The sequence below is a fragment of the Amycolatopsis sp. 505 genome, assembly GCF_031625235.1.
In the GTDB taxonomy this organism is placed as follows: Bacteria; Actinomycetota; Actinomycetes; order Mycobacteriales; family Pseudonocardiaceae; genus Amycolatopsis.
Genome location: NZ_JACKQP010000012.1, coordinates 206,624 through 222,412 on the forward strand (window position 1 = coordinate 206,624; position 15,789 = coordinate 222,412).

At 70.8% G+C, this 15,789-nt stretch carries 17 protein-coding genes and 2 pseudogenes; 8 read left to right on the forward strand and 11 right to left on the reverse strand.

Annotation, left to right across the window (positions count from 1 at the left end; all coding sequences use genetic code 11):
• Positions 1-96: 96 nt before the first annotated feature.
• Together H5965_RS38315 and H5965_RS38320 are read right to left on the reverse strand one after the other, a co-directional pair.
• Positions 97-756, reverse strand: a complete 660-nt coding sequence (locus tag H5965_RS38315) for a lytic polysaccharide monooxygenase (protein ID WP_310975940.1) — start codon at positions 754-756, stop codon at positions 97-99.
• A 516-nt stretch (positions 757-1,272) separates the two neighbouring features.
• Positions 1,273-3,447 (reverse strand): choice-of-anchor P family protein, encoded by a 2,175-nt coding sequence (locus H5965_RS38320; RefSeq protein WP_310975941.1) that lies wholly within the window; start codon positions 3,445-3,447, stop codon positions 1,273-1,275.
• Between the two features lie 243 nt (positions 3,448-3,690).
• Here H5965_RS38320 and H5965_RS38325 point away from each other — a divergent pair, with 243 nt between their 5' ends.
• The 5 genes and pseudogenes from H5965_RS38325 to H5965_RS38345 form a co-directional block, all read left to right on the forward strand.
• Positions 3,691-4,239, forward strand: a complete 549-nt coding sequence (locus tag H5965_RS38325) for a hypothetical protein (RefSeq protein ID WP_310975942.1) — start codon at positions 3,691-3,693, stop codon at positions 4,237-4,239.
• 153 nt (positions 4,240-4,392) lie between these two features.
• Positions 4,393-4,617 (forward strand): annotated as a pseudogene (locus H5965_RS38330) (DDE-type integrase/transposase/recombinase); the annotation flags it as partial.
• Positions 4,618-4,866: 249 nt separating this feature from the next.
• Complete coding sequence (locus H5965_RS38335; protein ID WP_310975943.1) at positions 4,867-5,208, forward strand: transposase; 342 nt, start codon at positions 4,867-4,869, stop codon at positions 5,206-5,208.
• Between the two features lie 42 nt (positions 5,209-5,250).
• A complete protein-coding gene (locus H5965_RS38340) occupies positions 5,251-5,958 on the forward strand; it encodes a transposase (RefSeq protein ID WP_310975944.1) in 708 nt (235 codons plus the stop codon).
• A gap of 23 nt (positions 5,959-5,981) precedes the next feature.
• Positions 5,982-6,164: pseudogene (locus H5965_RS38345) on the forward strand (IS481 family transposase); the annotation flags it as partial.
• 14 nt (positions 6,165-6,178) lie between these two features.
• On the opposite strand, the gene H5965_RS38350 reads toward H5965_RS38345, so the two are convergent.
• On the reverse strand, positions 6,179-6,553 hold the full coding sequence (locus H5965_RS38350) for an STAS domain-containing protein (protein ID WP_310975945.1): 375 nt from the start codon (positions 6,551-6,553) through the stop codon (positions 6,179-6,181).
• A gap of 251 nt (positions 6,554-6,804) precedes the next feature.
• Here H5965_RS38350 and H5965_RS38355 point away from each other — a divergent pair, with 251 nt between their 5' ends.
• Positions 6,805-7,698, forward strand: a complete 894-nt coding sequence (locus H5965_RS38355) for a TIGR03619 family F420-dependent LLM class oxidoreductase (RefSeq protein WP_310975946.1) — start codon at positions 6,805-6,807, stop codon at positions 7,696-7,698.
• 55 nt (positions 7,699-7,753) lie between these two features.
• Here the strand turns inward: H5965_RS38355 and H5965_RS38360 are convergent, their stop codons facing one another.
• The gene (locus tag H5965_RS38360) at positions 7,754-9,169 is read right to left on the reverse strand and encodes a M1 family metallopeptidase (protein WP_310975947.1); all 1,416 of its coding nucleotides are present in this window, start codon (positions 9,167-9,169) and stop codon (positions 7,754-7,756) included.
• A 90-nt stretch (positions 9,170-9,259) separates the two neighbouring features.
• The gene (locus H5965_RS38365; protein WP_310975948.1) at positions 9,260-10,165 is read right to left on the reverse strand and encodes an MBL fold metallo-hydrolase; all 906 of its coding nucleotides are present in this window, start codon (positions 10,163-10,165) and stop codon (positions 9,260-9,262) included.
• A gap of 87 nt (positions 10,166-10,252) precedes the next feature.
• Between H5965_RS38365 and H5965_RS38370 the strand changes: the two genes are divergently transcribed.
• Both H5965_RS38370 and H5965_RS38375 read left to right on the forward strand, forming a co-directional pair.
• On the forward strand, positions 10,253-11,131 hold the full coding sequence (locus tag H5965_RS38370) for an AraC family transcriptional regulator (protein WP_310975949.1): 879 nt from the start codon (positions 10,253-10,255) through the stop codon (positions 11,129-11,131).
• Between the two features lie 71 nt (positions 11,132-11,202).
• Complete coding sequence (locus tag H5965_RS38375; RefSeq protein WP_310975950.1) at positions 11,203-12,048, forward strand: hypothetical protein; 846 nt, start codon at positions 11,203-11,205, stop codon at positions 12,046-12,048.
• Between the two features lie 15 nt (positions 12,049-12,063).
• Here the strand turns inward: H5965_RS38375 and H5965_RS38380 are convergent, their stop codons facing one another.
• From H5965_RS38380 to H5965_RS38405, 6 genes are all read right to left on the reverse strand, one after another.
• The gene (locus tag H5965_RS38380) at positions 12,064-12,645 is read right to left on the reverse strand and encodes a carboxymuconolactone decarboxylase family protein (RefSeq protein ID WP_310975951.1); all 582 of its coding nucleotides are present in this window, start codon (positions 12,643-12,645) and stop codon (positions 12,064-12,066) included.
• Positions 12,632-12,970: a hypothetical protein gene (locus tag H5965_RS38385; protein ID WP_310975952.1), complete on the reverse strand. Its 339-nt coding sequence runs from the start codon at positions 12,968-12,970 to the stop codon at positions 12,632-12,634. The genes H5965_RS38380 and H5965_RS38385 overlap by 14 nt, the downstream gene beginning before the upstream one ends.
• A 52-nt stretch (positions 12,971-13,022) precedes the next feature.
• Complete coding sequence (locus H5965_RS38390) at positions 13,023-13,262, reverse strand: hypothetical protein (RefSeq protein WP_310975953.1); 240 nt, start codon at positions 13,260-13,262, stop codon at positions 13,023-13,025.
• 109 nt (positions 13,263-13,371) lie between these two features.
• Positions 13,372-14,604 carry a DUF6596 domain-containing protein gene (locus H5965_RS38395; protein ID WP_310975954.1) on the reverse strand — a complete coding sequence of 411 codons (1,233 nt, stop codon included), beginning with the start codon at positions 14,602-14,604 and terminating at the stop codon, positions 13,372-13,374.
• Positions 14,601-14,975: a YciI family protein gene (locus tag H5965_RS38400; protein WP_310975955.1), complete on the reverse strand. Its 375-nt coding sequence runs from the start codon at positions 14,973-14,975 to the stop codon at positions 14,601-14,603. The genes H5965_RS38395 and H5965_RS38400 overlap by 4 nt, the downstream gene beginning before the upstream one ends.
• 115 nt (positions 14,976-15,090) lie before the next feature.
• Positions 15,091-15,777, reverse strand: coding sequence for a TetR family transcriptional regulator (locus H5965_RS38405; protein ID WP_310975956.1), 687 nt, complete (start codon positions 15,775-15,777; stop codon positions 15,091-15,093).
• Positions 15,778-15,789 lie beyond the last annotated feature (12 nt).

Below are 15,789 nucleotides of genomic sequence, written 5' to 3' on the forward strand. Positions count from 1 at the left end.
ACCGATCGGAATCGGTCAGGAAAGAACACGGCCGTGCCGCATCGAACAGCGCCACGGCTGTTCGATGCGGCCCGGAATGCGGTCAGCCGAATGCGGTCAGCCGAAGTTCACGTCACTGCACCACATGTACGTCTGGTCCTGGTGGGAAGCCTGCCAGATCGTGAAGATGACGTGGTGCCCGCGGTAGCCGGAGGTCTGGACGTTGAAGGTGATGTCCTTCGCCGGGGCGAAGCGGCCGGTCTGCGTCACCTGGTCCAGGTTGCCCCAGCCGAGGCGCTGGGTGGCCGGGTCGTAGCCGTTCTTGCTGACGTAGACCCGGATGAAGTCGGCGCCGTGGCTGGCCTGGTCGTAGAGGTGCATCGAGAAGTTGCTGCCGATGGTGGTGGTCCGCCACTGGCCGGGGGTGTTCAGGGAGTTGTTGCGAGACAGGCCGTTGCTGCACAGCTGCCCGTCGGGCGTCGCGCCCTGGAAGTTGCCGTGCAGCCCGTCCCGCAACGCGCTCATCCAGTTCCACATGGTGTCGGCGTTGGCCTGGAAAGCCGCCCAGCACATCGGGTCCTGCTGCTGCATGGCGGGGTTCGTGTGCTGGCTGCCCCAATCCTTCCAGCACTGGTAGGCGCGGGTGGCGGGGTCGACGATGGTCCCGTGCGCCGAGGCGGTGGGAACCCCGACGAACAGGCAGGCCAGCCCGGCGGTGACGAGGGCGATGAGCCCCCGCCGTCCGGTGCCGGCCCCGAAGAAGGTGCGCCTGCGCATGGAATGAGCCTCCATTCTCGGAAGAACGTGCGGTTCATGTGGGAGCGCTCCCAGGGTGGCAGCAGCTTATTCTCGATCCGGACAAACGTCAACCAATCGTCGGACCGGAATTGTGGTTATTCCCCACCGTGTCCGTTTCGAAAAGAACGGAATTCCCACCGAAACTTTCGGGTTCGGCAGGACGACGAGACGGTGAGAGCGACGTGCCCGCGTTCCCGCCCAGCCGCCAGCACGCGGAGCAGGTAACCCCCGGGCAGCGAAAGCCGCACCTCCGCCAGTGACCGCGCGCCGGTGCCGACGGACAGTCGGATCCACGGCGGCCAGGTGGGCGGCCGCGTCCGCGTCGGGCAGGAGCGGCGACTCCGGCAGCTCGTCGGTCATCGCGGTGAGCACGTGCTCGATCTCGACCAGGCACCCGGCCATCGACGGCGAAGTGTCGTCGGAGGCACCGGCCACCGTTACGAGCCAGGTCGTCGGGTGGTGCCCCTCGAACCGTGGTCCGAGGGGCACTCCCGGCTAGGTGCAGTTGTGCGACGCGCTGGCCGCCGAGCCGACGGTGATGTCGACCAGGTTGCCGGTCAGCCCCGGCAGCACGATGTGCACGGCCGTCTCGGCCAGGCCGAGATCGGCGTCCGCCACCGGTTTCTGCTCGTTGACGACGATCTTCCCGCCGCCGGCCAGCGGGATCGTGCTGTTCGGCTGGGTCGGCACCGTCACCTGGACCCCGGCGATCTTCAGCGTCATCGTCGCCGAGCCGGTGGCGGCGGTGCACGTGCTGGTCGAGGTCGCGGTGAGCCCGGCGATGTCGATCACCGGCAGGCCCGGCAGCCCGACGTGGACGTCGTCGACGCGCACGGTCGACGAGATCGTGCCCGGCCGCAGGGTGGTGACGACCTGCGGGCACAACGCGTGCGCGTTGACCACCAGCACGCCGATCGACGCCGTGCACGGGGTGGTCGTCCGCGACGCCGTGGCGGTGCGGACCGGGCCGGTGTCCGGGGCCGGCCCCAGTTTCAGCGGCAGCAACGGCAGGTTCACCGAGGCGTCCAGTCCGACCGCGCGCCCGGTGTAGTACTGCAGCCGGGCCTGGGCCGCGTCGCTGGACGGCAGGTAGAACTCGTCCCCGGCGAAGGCCGCCCCGACCGGCACGGTCGCGGTGTCGTTCAGCGGCTGGTCCGCCGACGGGATGTCGCACTGCGCGGCGCCGGCGGTGTCCGTCGTCGCGTCGCACGCCTGCTGCGTCGCGCCCTGGCCGAGGATGAGGTGCACCGCGCGGCCCGCGAGGGGACCGGTGAGGCGCCCGTTCTCGGTCAGCACGGCGGCCAGGTGGGCGGGCTCGCCGTTGGCGATGTGCTTGGTGCCGGTGTAGACGAGCTTCGTCGGTGCCTTGGTGATGGTGAACGGCGCGCTCGTGGCGCTCGGGAAGAAGTCCGCCGTCCCGCCGTAGCCGACCCGCATCGTGGCCGCGCCGGGCGTGTCCGTGATGTCCATCGGGCACGACGCGGTTCCGCTGGGGCTCACGCCGGCGACGCAGCTGCTGCGGCCGAGGGTGAACGTGACCAGGCCCGCGCCCACCGGCCGACCGTCGCTGGTGACCTTGGCGGACGCGATGATCGCGTCGTGGTAGGCCGCCGTCGTCGGGCCGGTGTAGCCGACGCTGGTCGCCTTGCGGACCGGCGGCGGGGGCTCGGTCGGCGGGCCCAGTTCGAGCCCCTCGTAGTACGGGTAGAACGACGCTTCGAGCCGGGCCCGGCTGGTCCCGCTGTTCGCCGCTTCGATCTTCCGGCGGCAATCGGGGTCCAAGCGCGTTTCGCAACGCCAGTAGAAACCCTGCGCGAACGGGACGGTCAATTTGTACTGGCCGCTTTCCAGATCGGTGCAGTCCTTCGCGCTGCGGTGCCAGTGGAACAGGACGTTGTGCCGGTGTGCGCCGTAATTCGCGTACATCACCTGGCCTTGGGGGATGATTGCGTGGAACGGCAGTTCGACGGTGTAGGTCATGTCGTGCACCACCCCTTCGGTGATGCTTCCCGACGCGGACGCCTTGAACTGCCCGACGGCGAATTCCGCGCCGACGGTGGCGGTCGTGGACGCCGTGATGTGCGTGCCGACGCCCTTCGTCACCTTCCAGTCCCACGGACCGGCGAGGCCTTCGGTGCTCTGCTGGGTGTCCTGGATCTTCGTCCAGTCGTCCTCGAGCACCTGGTCGATCTTCATCGTCAGCGGGTCGGGATCGCAGACACCGTCGGTCAGGTGCGTGTCCCAGAGCTGCGAGTCCAGCCCGATCGGGCCGTAGGCGTGCACCGAGTGCTCGTCGAGCGCGGTCACGGCCAGCAGCGTCTTCCGGTTGCCGACGACGTGCTCGCCGCCGCCACCCCACTGCTGGTACTCGCCGTTGTTGCACTCCAAGGTGTAGACGTCACCGGCGTCGTTGCTGTCCAGGCACCGGCCGGTCTGGACGTTGACGAGCGTGTGGCCCACCGCCTCCCAGTGCTGGAAGTAATCCCGCGCGCCGCACGGGTTCAGGTAGACGTTTCCGTTGTAGTCGCTGTCGAGGCAGTTGTGGTTTTCGCGGTTCACGATGGTGGCGACCACCGAATCCCCGATGGCGTTGTCCGAAAACCCGGCCGCGGCGGCCGGTTGCACGATGATTCCGGAAAACGTGAGAAATGCGGCCAGGATGCCGGCCATGGAAATGCGTTTGCGATGGAACAATTCCACTACCCCCTAGTGGCTGTTGTTCAGCGCACGACGGTTCACGCGTGCTTGATCCCCCATGCGCCCCCTGCCGGGCCCCTCGTCCGGCCTTACCAGGCAACGCGCGAGTTCGCCAACGGTCAACAAGGTTCGGTCGCTTCCACCCGGATGGACCAGCGGGCCTGCCCCGGATGCCGCTCGGTTACGCTGCGGGTGACCGGACATCGGGAGGGGCCGATGACAGGACGGCGGTGGGTCCGCTGGGGTGCGCCCCTGGCCGTCGTGGCCCTGGCGGCCGCGCTCGCGGTGACCTGGCGGCCGTGGCTCAGCCCGTGGTGGCCGGGACGGCACGAAGCAGCGTCGCTCCCGGCCGCGTGTCCGCGGTTGCCGGGCCTCGCCGGGGGAACACCGGCGCACCTCAGCGGACCCGGTGACGTAGAAGGAACCGACTGCGTCTGGAACGGCCCGCCCGAGGTCGAGGCGCGGTACTCGTTGTACCGGCGCAGCGGGAACAGCAGTGGCACCAGGGAAGCCGAACGCGAGGCGGCGTCGCGAGTCACCCGGTATCAGGGGCCGTCCGCGGGGCTGACGCTCGGTGCGGACACGCCGGTGCCCGGAGTCGGCGACGAGGCCCGGATCAGCACGCACGGGAGCCTGGTCGTGTTCGTCGCCCGGAAGTCCAATGTGGTCTTGGTGGTGGACTGCACTTCCTTGGGGCGTGGGGAGGTCGAGGCGGCCGTCACCGGTTACGCGAGAACACTGCTGGACTCGGTCAAGCTTTCCTAGCTGTGATGCCCAGGGAGGTTGTCCCGAGTTGAGGTGACCACTGGCGGCCTGTCGTGCAGACAGGTGAAAGCCTCCGGTTGTGAACCGGATCAACCGCCTGTCCCGCATCGACCGGGTCACCGGCGAACCGCAGCGCCGCTACGAACGCGATCATCCCGGCTCGCCTACGCCGAAATCCACACCGACGAAACCGCGGTGACAGCCACCGCCGTGCTGCGCCGGGCCGTGGCCTGGTTCGCCGACCGGGGCGTCACCGTTGAACGAGTTCTGTCCGACAACGGCTCGGCTTACCGGTCCCACGCTTGGCGAGACACATGCGCCGAGCTGGGCGTTATCCCGAAGCGGACCCGGCCTTACCGGCCGCAGACCAATGGCAAAGCATCTGTGAAGACTGGGCTTGGTGCTGCGCCGGGCTGGTCTGACCCCGACCAAGGTGTGACCCACGGGTAGTTCGTGGTGTCCTGCGTTCGATTTGTCGGCCCGCCCGGGCGCAGCATCGTATGCGCACCGGCCAGACGGGTCTGACCTGATAGGAGCTTGGATCAGAAGCCCCGTCACAGACCTGTCGCCCGTCCGGTCGGTTCGCCCATCCGCCAGCGCGAACACACCGGAGGAGCGAGTTCCAGCATGACAACTTCTGCAGGCCGTGTCATCGGCGGCGTCGACACGCACAAGCACACCCACTACGCAGCCGTGGTCGATGAGCACGGCCGGCTCCTCGGACACCGCGAGTTCCCTGCACGCGACCGCGGCTACGCCCAGCTGCTGGACTGGATCACCAGCCACGGTGTCGTTGCCGCGGTCGGTGTCGAAAGCACCGGGTCGTTCGGGGCCACCCTGAGCAGGTTCCTCACCACAGCCGATGTCCGAGTCATCGAGGTCAACCGGCCAAACCGCCTGGCCCGCCGGATGGACGGCAAGTCCGACCGCCTGGACGCCGAGCAGATCGCCCGGGCTGTCCTGGGCTAGACCTCGACCGCAACCCCGAAAGCCAAGTCCGGTGTCGTCGAGGTGATCCGCACCCTGCGGATCACCCGTTCCAGCGCGGTCAAGGCCAGGACCCAAACCTTCAACACCCTGTGGGGCGTGATGATCGGCGCACCCTCACCCCTGCGTGACGACCTGGTGGCCTTGACCAAGAGGACCCTGATCAACCGATGTCTGCAGCTGCATCCCGAAACCGATGACGTCCTCGCCCTCATCGAAGCACCCGCACGGCTGCTCACGGCCGGAGTGACCACGGCACTGCGTGACCTCGCCCGCCGCTGGAAGACGTTGGACGAGGAGATCAAAACCCTCGACAAGCAGATCGAGGCGCTGGTCCGCGCTACAGCCCCGGAGCTGGTCGAGCTTCACGGCGTCGGGATCGAACTGGCCGGGCAGTTCCTCGTCACCGCCGGCGACAACGCTGACCGCATCCGCAGCGAGGCCGCCTTCGCCAAACTCTGCGGGGTCGCCCCGCAACCAGCCAGCAGCGGCCGCACCACCGGACGTCACCGCCTCAGCCGCAGCGGTGATCGCGCCGCCAACAGCGCCCTCTACATCGTCACCATCGTCCGGATGCGCCGCCACCAACCCACCCGGGACTACGTCGAACGACGGACAACCGAAGGACTCAGCAAACGCGAGATCATCCGCTGCCTCAAACGCTACATCGCCCGCGAGATCTACGCCCACCTTCCTCGAACAACACCCCCGCCCACAACCAGCGCACCCTAACGCCGCTTGACGAACATAGGAGCATCGAACGTTTCCACCGGACGCTGGCCGACGGGTGGGCCTACGCCTGCTTCTACCCGACGGAGACACTGCGGCGGGCGGCGCTGCCGGGGTGGCTGCACTTCTACGATCATCACCGATCCCACAGCCCAACCGGCGGCAAGCCGCCGGTCGCCCGGCTGACCAACCTCCCCGGACACCACACCCAGACCTCGCCGCGTCAGGCCGCTTCGACCGCCTCGGCGAAGCGCCACGGCAGCAGGCGGATCACACGCAGCACCCGGCCGGCCGGGTCGACGCGCACGGTGCAGGTGATGCCCCGTCCGGTGGCGAGCAGGTAGCCGTGCTCGACGGCGGCCAAGCCCGTGGCGCTGAGGAACTGCACGCCGCGCAGGTCGATCACCAGGTGGGCCGGCGTGCTCGTGGCCGTGGTGGCGATCAGTTCGCGCAGCCGCGGGGCCGTGGCGAGGTCCAGGTCCCCGGCCGCTTCGACGACCGCGGTGCCCGGGGCGGGCCGGTGGGTGGTGAGGTGGAGCGCGTCCGGCGGTTCGACCGCGCCGGAAACCGTGGGCAGCGTCTGGTGGCAGGTGGTCATGGTGGCCTCTTTCGTCGGCCACACCCTAGGTACAACGCTGAAGTGAAATCGCGGAACGGAAAACCGCGCGACAACTGATGCCCCGAGCGCAGGGGGAGTCTCGTACCGGCCGTCGGCTCGACCGCTGTCCTCAGCATAGGCCATCCGGGCACCGGCGGCCGCAACCGGGAACTGCTTGAACGCGCAACTGGATGCGAGTAGTAGTGGCAGGAGGACCGAACGGAGTCCAGTCACTCTTCAGGGGAGAAGCAATGCCACTTGGTTTCAGCCTTCCGGTGTTCGGCAAGGCGGCGGCCACGCCGGGCGGGATCGCGCGGTACGCGCGCGAGGCGGAACGGGCCGGCGCCGCCGGGCTGTGGGTCGGCGACCGGCTGCTGTCGCCGGTCGACCCGGTCGTGCCTTACCCGGGCTACGACACCATGCCCGAGGAGTTCCACACCGCGCAGGACCCGTTCACCGCGCTGGCCATCGCCGCGGCCGTGACCGAGACCGCGGTGCTCGGTTCGAGCACCATCAACGCGACCCAGTACCAGCCCGCCAACTTCGCCAGGCTGCTGACCAGCATCGACGTCGCGAGCAACGGGCGGCTGCTCCCCGGCCTGGGCATCGGCTGGTCCCCGGACGAGTACGCGGCGGTCGGCGTCCCGATGTCCGAACGCGGCAAGCGGCTCGACGACCTGCTCGACCTCCTGGAAACGTGGTGGTCCAAGGACACCGTGACGCACGAGGGCGTCGGCTACCGGATCGCGGAGTCGAACGTCGCGCTGAAGCCGGTGCGCAAGCCGCCGGTGCACCTGGCCGGCTTCGGCGAGAAGTCGCTGCGCCGCGTGGCCGAGCGGGCCGACGGCTGGCTGCCGGTCTGGTCGGTGCCCGAGCAGTTCCCCGCGGACGTGATCACCTCGACCTTGGCCAAGCTCCGCGCGGACGCCGAGCGCGCCGGCCGCGACCCGCAGGCGCTGGGCGTGGCGCTGCGGGTGAACGCGGCCCCGGGCACGGAAGCGGAGGCGATCGCCGAGTCGGTCACCAAGATCGTCGAACTGGTGGCGCCGGACCACACGTTCGTGGACCTCACCTACCTGACCGGCAGCATCGAGGAACACCTGGATCTGACCGGCCGGCTGCTGGAGCTGACCGCCAAGGGCTGAGCCCCGTCCACGTCGGCGGCACCGCGGGTCCCTTAACCGCGGTGCCGACACCGGCTCAGAGGGACGGCTTGCCGGGCTGGTAGAGCCAAGTCCGGAAGAACGAGTCGAGGTCGCGGCCGGTCAGCCGCTCGACGAACCGGATGAACTGCCGCGTCGAGACGTTGGTGTACCGGTTCGCCGACGGCCACTCCTTGAGCACCCGGAAGAAGGCGCGGTCGCCGATCTTCGTGCGCAGCGCGTGCAGGGTCATCGCGCCGCGGTTGTAGACCAGGTCGTCGAAGATGTGGTCACGGCCTGGGTCGGCGACCTGGCCGCTCCAGTCCTCTTCGTCCGCGTAGGTCTTCTCGAAAGTCTGCTGCACCGGGACGCCGTTGAACTTCTCCTGGTAGAGCCACTCCGAGTAGGTTGCGAAGCCTTCGTTGAGCCAGATGTCCGACCAGTGCACCGGGGTCAGGCTGTCGCCGAACCACTGGTGGCCGAGTTCGTGGGCGAGCAGGTCGCCGTCGACCTCGCTGGTCTTGTGGTCGTAGACCGGCCGGCTCTGCGTCTCGAGGGCGTAGCCGACGCCGACGTCGGCGAGGATGCCGCCGGTCGAGTCGAACGGGTAGGTCCCGTACACCGACGATTCCCACTGGACGATCTGCGCGGTGGTCTGGTTGAACACCTTGCCCTGGCCGGGTTTCGTGTCGATCGACCGGCCGATCGCGGTGATGTTCGGCAGGCCGCCGGCCGCCACGCCGCGGGTGACGTGGTAATCGCCGATCGCGAGCATGCTCAGCTCGCTGGCCATCGGCCGGTTCATGGTCCAGCGGAAGGTGGTCCGGTGATCGCGGGTGGTGGTGGGCCCGGGTTCGCCGTTGGCCAGCACGGTGAGCCCGGTCGGCACGGTGATGGTCTGGGTGTAGGTCGCCTTGTCGTCGGTGGTGTCGTTGACCGGGTAGTAGGTCGCCGCACCGATCGGCTGGTTGAGCGCGACGGCGCCGTCCTTGGTGGCGACCCAGCCGGAGAGGCCCAGCGCGGGGTCGTCGATCTTCTGCGGCACGCCGGCGTAGGACACCGACACGACGAACGGGGTGCCCTTCCGCAACCCGGACGGCGGGGTGATCACCAGTTCCTGGGCACCGCTGCGGGTGAAGGCGGCGTTCCGGCCGTTCACCGAGAGCTCGCTGATCGTCAGCGGGCCCTGGAAGTCCAGGTCGAAGCGGGAGAGGTTCTGGGTGGCCGTGGCGAAGATCGTGGTGGTCGCGTCGATCGCCTGGGTGCCGGGGTCGTACGCGAGCCGGATGTCGTAGTGGCCGACGTCGTAGCCGCCGTTGCCCATGTCGGGGAAGTACGGGTCGCCGGCGCCCGGCGCACCGGGGGAGAACACCGGCGCCGCCTCGGCCGCCGGGCTCGTCGCGGCCACCAACCCGGCGGACAGGACACCGGAGACGAGCAACAACTGACCACGGCCGCGGCAGACGCCTCGCATGGATCCTCCTCGGCAATCATCGACGCTGAAGCGTAGGTCCGACCCGGCACCCGGATCAACCGAACGCCACGCGCCGGACGCTGAGCTGCTTCAGTCCTCCGCGGCCCAGCGGTGGACGGCGAACCGGCTGCCGTCCCGGCGGACCTCGGCCGCACCCGGGCCCCCGAAGTGCGCGGGGACGACGAGCTCGCCGGTGTCCGCCGCGCGTTCGAGGATCGCGCGCCGGGTGGTGGCGGCCTGCCGCGGGTCTTCGCAGAAGCAGCTGCTGTGCTCCGGGGCCACGATCTGGGCGGGGCTGTGCAGCAGGTCCCCGACGAACACCGCCCGGTCCGCGCCGGAGGACACCCGCAGCACCGACGAGCCGGGGGTGTGGCCCGGCGCGGCTTCGAGGGTGAGGTTGCGGTCGAGGCGGTGGTGGTCTTCCCACAGCTCGGCCCGGCCGAGCACGGGCGCGACGCTGTCGGCGTAGACGAGCAGGCTGCCTTCGCGGCGAAGCTGCTCCTGCGGGGTGCGCGGGGCGGGACGGCGATGGGCGTTGCCCGGGGCGAAGTACACCTGGTCGACGCGGGGGATCAAGTAGGTGGCGCGGGGAAAGGTGGGCACCCAGTCGCCGTTGCGCAGCTCGGTGTTCCAGCCGACGTGGTCGTAGTGGATGTGGGTGTTCACGACGACGTCGACGTCCTCGGGCCGGACGCCGGCCGCGGCCAGCCGCTCGAGGAACGGTGTCGCGAGGTGGTTGAACAGCGGGATCTGCGGCCGGTCCCGGTCGTTGCCGACCCCGGTGTCGACCAGGATCACGCGGCCTTCGCTGCGGAGCACCCAGGTCTGCACGGCACCGCGGTAGCCGCCGGTTTCGGGGTTCCAGTGGTCGGGGGCGAGCCAGCCGGCGTTGGCGGTCCAGAGCTCCGGCGGGCTGCCCGGGATGATCGTCTGCACCGGGGCGATCTCGCCCTGCCACTCGACGACCTTGACGACTTCGACTTCACCGATGTGCATGACGCCACGCTAGGACGGCAAAGCGAGCTTTTCCATGCGTCATCGGCTTGTTCCGATGCTCGATCGTCTCAGGGTTACGCTGTCGGCGTGGACGTGCTCAGTGACGCGATCGCCGCGGTGCGGGTCGGCCGGCCCACGTCGAACCGGCTGCGGGCCGGTCCGGACTGGTGCTACCGCTTCGCGCCGTACGAGGGTGCGGGTTTCCACGTGCTGCTGCGCGGCAGCGGCTGGCTGGTCCCGGACGACGGGGAGCCGGTGACGCTCGGTCCCGGCGACGCGGTCCTGGTGCCGCACGGCAGCGCGCACGTCCTCTCCTCGACGCCGGACGCGGCCGGCGCGGTGCCGTTCGAAACGGCGGTGGCCGAGCCGGCCGGGCGCACCGAGTTCCTGTGCGGCAAGTACCGGCTGTCCCACGCGCGGCAGCACCCCTTGCTCGCGAGCCTGCCGGAGGTCGCGCACCTGCCCGCCGAGGTCGGGCGCCACCCCGACCTGCGCGCGGCGATCGACCTGCTCGGGGTCGAGGTGAGCGAGCGGCGGCCGGGCTCGGCGACGGTCCTCACCGGCCTGCTGGACGTGCTGCTGGTCTACCTGATCCGCGCTTGGCTGACCGACCACCCGGATCCGGGCTGGCCGCGGGCGTTGCGGGACCCGGAAGTCGCGGCCGCACTGGAAGCGCTGCACGAGCACCCCGAAGCGCCGTGGCGGATCGAAGACCTGGCCGCCCGGGTCGGCCTGTCCCGGGCCACCCTGGCCCGCCGCTTCACCGCGCTGACCGGCCGGCCGCCGATGGCGTACCTGACCTGGTGGCGGCTCACCACCGCGGCCCGCCTGCTGCAGGACACCGACCTGGCCTTGCCGTCGATCGCCGCGAAGGTCGGCTACGCCTCGCCGTTCGCCTTTTCGCACGCGTTCAAGCGCCAGTTCGGCACCGCGCCGGGCGGATTCCGGGGCGTCGGCCGGACTTGATCGTCGCCGGTCGGCACGTCGGTGCGGGGCACCGGCCCGGCCGGCCGGGGCCGGGCTGGCACACTCAGGCGGTGATCCTCGGATACGTCCTCGCCGTGCTGGCCGCCGTCGCCTCGGGCAGCGGTTCCATCCTGGAGTCGGCCGGCGTCCGGCGGGCCGGTGCCTTCGGCGGCTCGCCCCAGGATCTGGTCGCGCTGCGCCGGCAGCCGCTCTACTTCCTCGGGGTCGGCGTCGATCTGCTCGGGTTCGTCTTCGCCGCCGCGGCCCTGCACCGCCTGCCGCTGTTCCTGGTCCAGTCGGTGCTCGCGTTCAGCGTCGGCGTGACCGCGACGATCTCCGCGATCCTCGGTGTCCGGCTGGCCGGCGCCGGGTGGGCCGCGCTCGGCGTGGGGGCGACCGGCCTGGTGCTGCTCGGCCTGTCCGCGGACCCGGGCCCCGCGCGCCTGCTGCCGCCAGGGTGGAAGCTGCTGCTGGTGGGCGTGGCGGTGGTCATCGCGGCGATCGCGTTCACCGCCCAGCGCGGGGACGGCCGCTGGGCGCCGATCGTGCTGGGGTTCTGCGCCGGGCTGGGGTTCAGCACCGTCGGGGTCGCGGCCCGGACGCTCGACGCGTCCGGGCCGGTCTGGCACCTCGCCGTGGAACCGGCGCTGTGGGCGATGATCGCCAACGGGCTCGTCGCGGCGGTGGCGTTCGCGATGGCCCTGCAACGCGGCCGGGCGACCGCGGTCACCGCCATCATGTTCACCACCAACACGGCGGTGTCCTCGCTGATCGGCGTGGCGCTGCTGAACGACCGCGTCCGCGAGGGTTTCACCGCCGCGGCCGTGGCGGGGTTCGTCCTGGCGGTCGCCGGAGCGATCGGCACCGCCCACTACGCGGCCGGCCACCGGACGGAGCCCAGCACTTCCGCTGCGTGAGCGCGCGGGTTCAGGTCAGGCGTAGCCGCGCTTGAGCATCATGCCCGCGGCCTTGTCGAACTCGGCGTCGGACGGGATGGCGAAGCCCAGCGCGTTGGCGTAGCGGGTGACGATGTTGAACACGGCTGCGACCGCGGCCGCGTCTTCGAGCTGCCGCCGCGTCACTCCCGCAGCCAGCGCCGCTCGGACTTGCCCGCTCCCCAGCTCGTCGGGGCGAAGCGTCATGGTCTCCAAAACGGCGAGAGTGGCGCGCAGGGGATCCGGGAGGGGCGCGGAGTGGTGGTCGGCGAGGGCCGCGTCGGCCACCGCCGTGTCCATCCCGCGCACGGCGATGGCCCGGTGCGCCCCGACGCAGAAGGGACACGAATTCCACTTGGCGACCATCGCGGCCATCAGCTCCCGCTCCGCGACGGACCATCCGCTCGGCCCGCGCATCGCCGCTTGCGTCCACGCGCCGAGCGCCGTCCCGACGAAACCCTTGTGGTAGAAGGCAACCCGGGCCGCGTCCGGGAGACGCGCGCCCAGCGCCAGTGAGATGACCCGGATCAACATCCTGCTGCGGAGACCGTCGCCGCGTTCGACTTCAGGCAGGCGCATCGGTCGCCTCCGCGATCACCCGCGCGGCGGCGTCCCACCGGGCCAGGCCGGCGCCGACACAGGCGGACATGACGATCTCGAACGCGGCCTTGTCGCTGCCGGCCGCCTGCCGCACGGCGTCGACCTCGGCGTCGGTGACCCGGTAGGAGGCGGCCCCGACCTGCCGGGCCAGCTCGTCGTACGGTTCGGCGACGGGCGGCCCACCCGCCGCGCGGTCCGCGACGGCGGTCCGCAGCGCTGCCTCGGTGATTCCGGTGTCGCCGGTCATCGCCGTGCGCAGCGTCTCCGCGCGACGGCGGTGTGAATCGTCGGGTCCTGTGCTCATCGTGGCCTCTCCGCAGCTGCTGGGATCGAGTCCGGTGTGGACGGTATCGGCTTCAGTTCCGCGCGGCATCCCGGTGCGCCGCGGCGCGGAACCGGTCGAGGTAGCGCGGCCACCCCGAGCCGGCGCCGAGGCCGGCAACGCTTTCCCAGCCTTCGCCGTGCCGGTCGAGCGACCAGCGCGGGCTGATGTCCCAGCTGAGAACCACCCGCTCCGGCGGCGCGCAGACGAGGACGCGCGCCCAGGCGCACCGGCTGCCGTCGGAGCCGACGTCGTACCCGGTGTCGCCGGACATCGACGACGATTCCGGCCTGAACCGAGGTGCTGCTCATGGGAGTGGATCCTTTCGGTGCGTCGTCGGTGGACTCACCGGAGGACGAACGGCCGTCCGGCTTCTCGACAGCTCAGCCCGTGGAGTTTTCGAGGGCTCGGATGCGGCCGGCGAGGTACCGCTGGTCGGCGGGGTTGGTGGCGAGCTCGTGAGCGCGCCGGTACGCCGCGACCGCGTCGCCGGTCCGGCCGAGGCGGCGCAGGAGATCGGCGCGGGCGGCGTGCAGCAGGTGGTAGCCGTCGAGACCGTCGATCCGGTCGATCAAGGCCAGCCCCTCGGCCGGGGTGGTGGCCATGGCGACCGCGACGGCGTGGTTGAGCGCGACCACCGGCGACGGCGTTGCGGCGAGCAGCTGCTCGTACACCGCGGCGATCGCGGACCAGTCCGTCTCCTCGGCCGTCGGCGCCTGGGCGTGCAGGACCGCGATGGTCGCCTGCAGCAGGTATGGCCCGGACGTCCCGAACCGCAGGGCCCGGTCCAGCAGCCGGACGGCTTCGGCGATCCCGGCACGGTCCCAGCGGGACCGGTCCTGGTCTTCGAGCAGGACCAGGTCCCCGGCCGGCGTGTACCGGGCGGCCGAGCGCGCGTGGTGGACCAGCAGCAGCGCGACCAGGGCAAGGGCTTCCGGTTCGTCGGGCATGAGGGTGGCCACGAGCTTGGCGAGGCGGATCGCCTCCTGTTGCAGGGCACGGTATTCGGGCTGGTCGCCGCCGGCGGTGTAGCCACGGGTGAAGATCAGGTAGATCACCGCGAGGACGCCGGAGAGCCGCTCGGGCAGCAGGTGGTCGGCGGGGACGTCGAGGCTGATGCCCGCGTCGCGGATCTTGCGCTTGGCCCGCACGAGCCGCTGGGCCAGGGCCGGCTCGGCGATCAGGAAGGTCCGGGCGATCTGCCCGGCGGTCAGGCCGGCCACGGCCTGCAGCGTCAGAGCGACCCGCGCTTCCTCGGCCAAGGCCGGGTGGCAGCAGGTGAAGAGCAGGCTGAGCCGCTCGTCGCCGACGCCGAGCAGGCGCTGTTCGTCGAAGTCCACGGTCGCCGCCTCCGGTGGTGGCGCGAGCCGGGCGAGCTTGTCCCGGCCGGTGCGGGCCCGCCGCAGGCGGTCGATCGCGCTGTTGCGGGCCGCGGTCAGCAGCCAGGCCACCGGGTCGTCGGGTGGCTGGTCGTCCCAGTGGCGCAGGGCGAGCGCGCAGGCGTCCTGCAGCGCGTCTTCGGCGAGTTCGAAGTCGCCCAGCACGCGAACCAGCGCGGCGAGCATCTTCGTCCGGTGCTCGCGGTAGGTCGTCGACAGGACGGCCGCGGCCGTCATGCGCCCGTCGACGGGCGGTGGTCGAGGTCCGGAACCCCGGCGATCGGCCGGACTTCGATCGTGCCGTCGGCGGCCATCGGGCAGAGCGCGGCCAGCTCGAGGGCTTCGTCGAGGTCGCGGCAGTCGAGGACGTAGGTGCCACCGAGGTGTTCGTGGGTCTCGGGGAACGGGCCGTCGGTGATCAGCGTCTTGCCGTCGCGGACGCTGACGGTGGTGGCGGTGTGCTCGCCCTCCAGCGGGTGGCCGGAGACGAACGCACCACGCCGCCGGCATTCCTCGGCGAAGGCGTTGACCCGGGCCAACGCCTCGGGGAAGGCGGGGTCGCCGGGTTCGGGCCGGTCGCAGTTGTAGATCAGCAGCATGTATTGCACGTGTCCTCCAGGCCGTTGTGCCGGGTGCCTTGAAGAGGATGACGAACGGATCGCCCGGAACTCGACAGCCGCGCCGCCCGGGCCGTCGCCGGGTCTCCGGTGCGCTGCCGGCCGGTCAGCTTGGTTTCGCGGGTGCCGGGAAGGTGGCCAGTCCCGCTTCGGCCAGGTGGGCAGCGCGGCGGACCTCGCGGCTGACGGCGTCGATCGCGGCCGGTAGGGGGTGGCCGGGGCGCACGTGGGTCCGGAGGGCCCGGAACTGGACCCGCCACAGGCCGAGGAGCGTTGCCGCGGCGAGCTGGGGTTCGGGGTCGTCGGGGCGCAGCCCGGTCCGGGTGGCGAGTGCTTCGGCGGCGATGTCGACGAACCGGTCGGCGATGTCGCTCTGGTAGGCGCGCAGTGACGGGGTGTTCCGGATCAGGTCGCCGAACTTGCGGTACCGCGCCAGCGCGCGGTCCTGATCGGGGTCGGCGGCGAGACCCTCGGCGAGGCTGTCCCGTTCGTCGTCGAGGATGGTCAGCATTGCGCTGACCAGGGTCAGCGCCGGGTCCGGCAGGTGGGTGCGCAACGCGTCGGCCGTGGCTTCGAGCCGGTCCAGGAGCAGCGCTTCCTTGCTCGGGAAGTAGTTGAAGACGGTCTTTTCGGACACTCCGCACGCCGCGCCGACGTCGGCCACCCGGACGGCGTCGAAGCCGCGTTCGAGGAACATCCGCGCGGCGGTGTCCGACAGCTGCCGGCGCATCATCCGCTTCTTGCGTTCCCGCAGGCCTTCGACGGCCGGCCGGCCGGTTCCCGTTGTCGTCACACGGTCATCCTA

Excerpts from the sequence above, each read along its gene's own strand:
- H5965_RS38365 (WP_310975948.1), bottom strand. The coding sequence starts at position 10,165 with ATGCACATCGGTGAAGTCGAAGTCGTCAAGGTCGTCGAGTGGCAGGGC.
- H5965_RS38350 (WP_310975945.1), bottom strand. The coding sequence starts at position 6,553 with ATGACCACCTGCCACCAGACGCTGCCCACGGTTTCCGGCGCGGTCGAA.
- H5965_RS38315 (WP_310975940.1), bottom strand. The coding sequence starts at position 756 with ATGCGCAGGCGCACCTTCTTCGGGGCCGGCACCGGACGGCGGGGGCTC.
- H5965_RS38320 (WP_310975941.1), bottom strand. The coding sequence starts at position 3,447 with ATGGCCGGCATCCTGGCCGCATTTCTCACGTTTTCCGGAATCATCGTG.
- H5965_RS38355 (WP_310975946.1), top strand. The coding sequence starts at position 6,805 with ATGCCACTTGGTTTCAGCCTTCCGGTGTTCGGCAAGGCGGCGGCCACG.
- H5965_RS38325 (WP_310975942.1), top strand. The coding sequence starts at position 3,691 with ATGACAGGACGGCGGTGGGTCCGCTGGGGTGCGCCCCTGGCCGTCGTG.
- H5965_RS38385 (WP_310975952.1), bottom strand. The coding sequence starts at position 12,970 with ATGAGCACAGGACCCGACGATTCACACCGCCGTCGCGCGGAGACGCTG.
- H5965_RS38335 (WP_310975943.1), top strand. The coding sequence starts at position 4,867 with ATGACAACTTCTGCAGGCCGTGTCATCGGCGGCGTCGACACGCACAAG.
- H5965_RS38360 (WP_310975947.1), bottom strand. The coding sequence starts at position 9,169 with ATGCGAGGCGTCTGCCGCGGCCGTGGTCAGTTGTTGCTCGTCTCCGGT.
- H5965_RS38395 (WP_310975954.1), bottom strand. The coding sequence starts at position 14,604 with ATGACGGCCGCGGCCGTCCTGTCGACGACCTACCGCGAGCACCGGACG.
- H5965_RS38390 (WP_310975953.1), bottom strand. The coding sequence starts at position 13,262 with ATGTCCGGCGACACCGGGTACGACGTCGGCTCCGACGGCAGCCGGTGC.
- H5965_RS38380 (WP_310975951.1), bottom strand. The coding sequence starts at position 12,645 with ATGCGCCTGCCTGAAGTCGAACGCGGCGACGGTCTCCGCAGCAGGATG.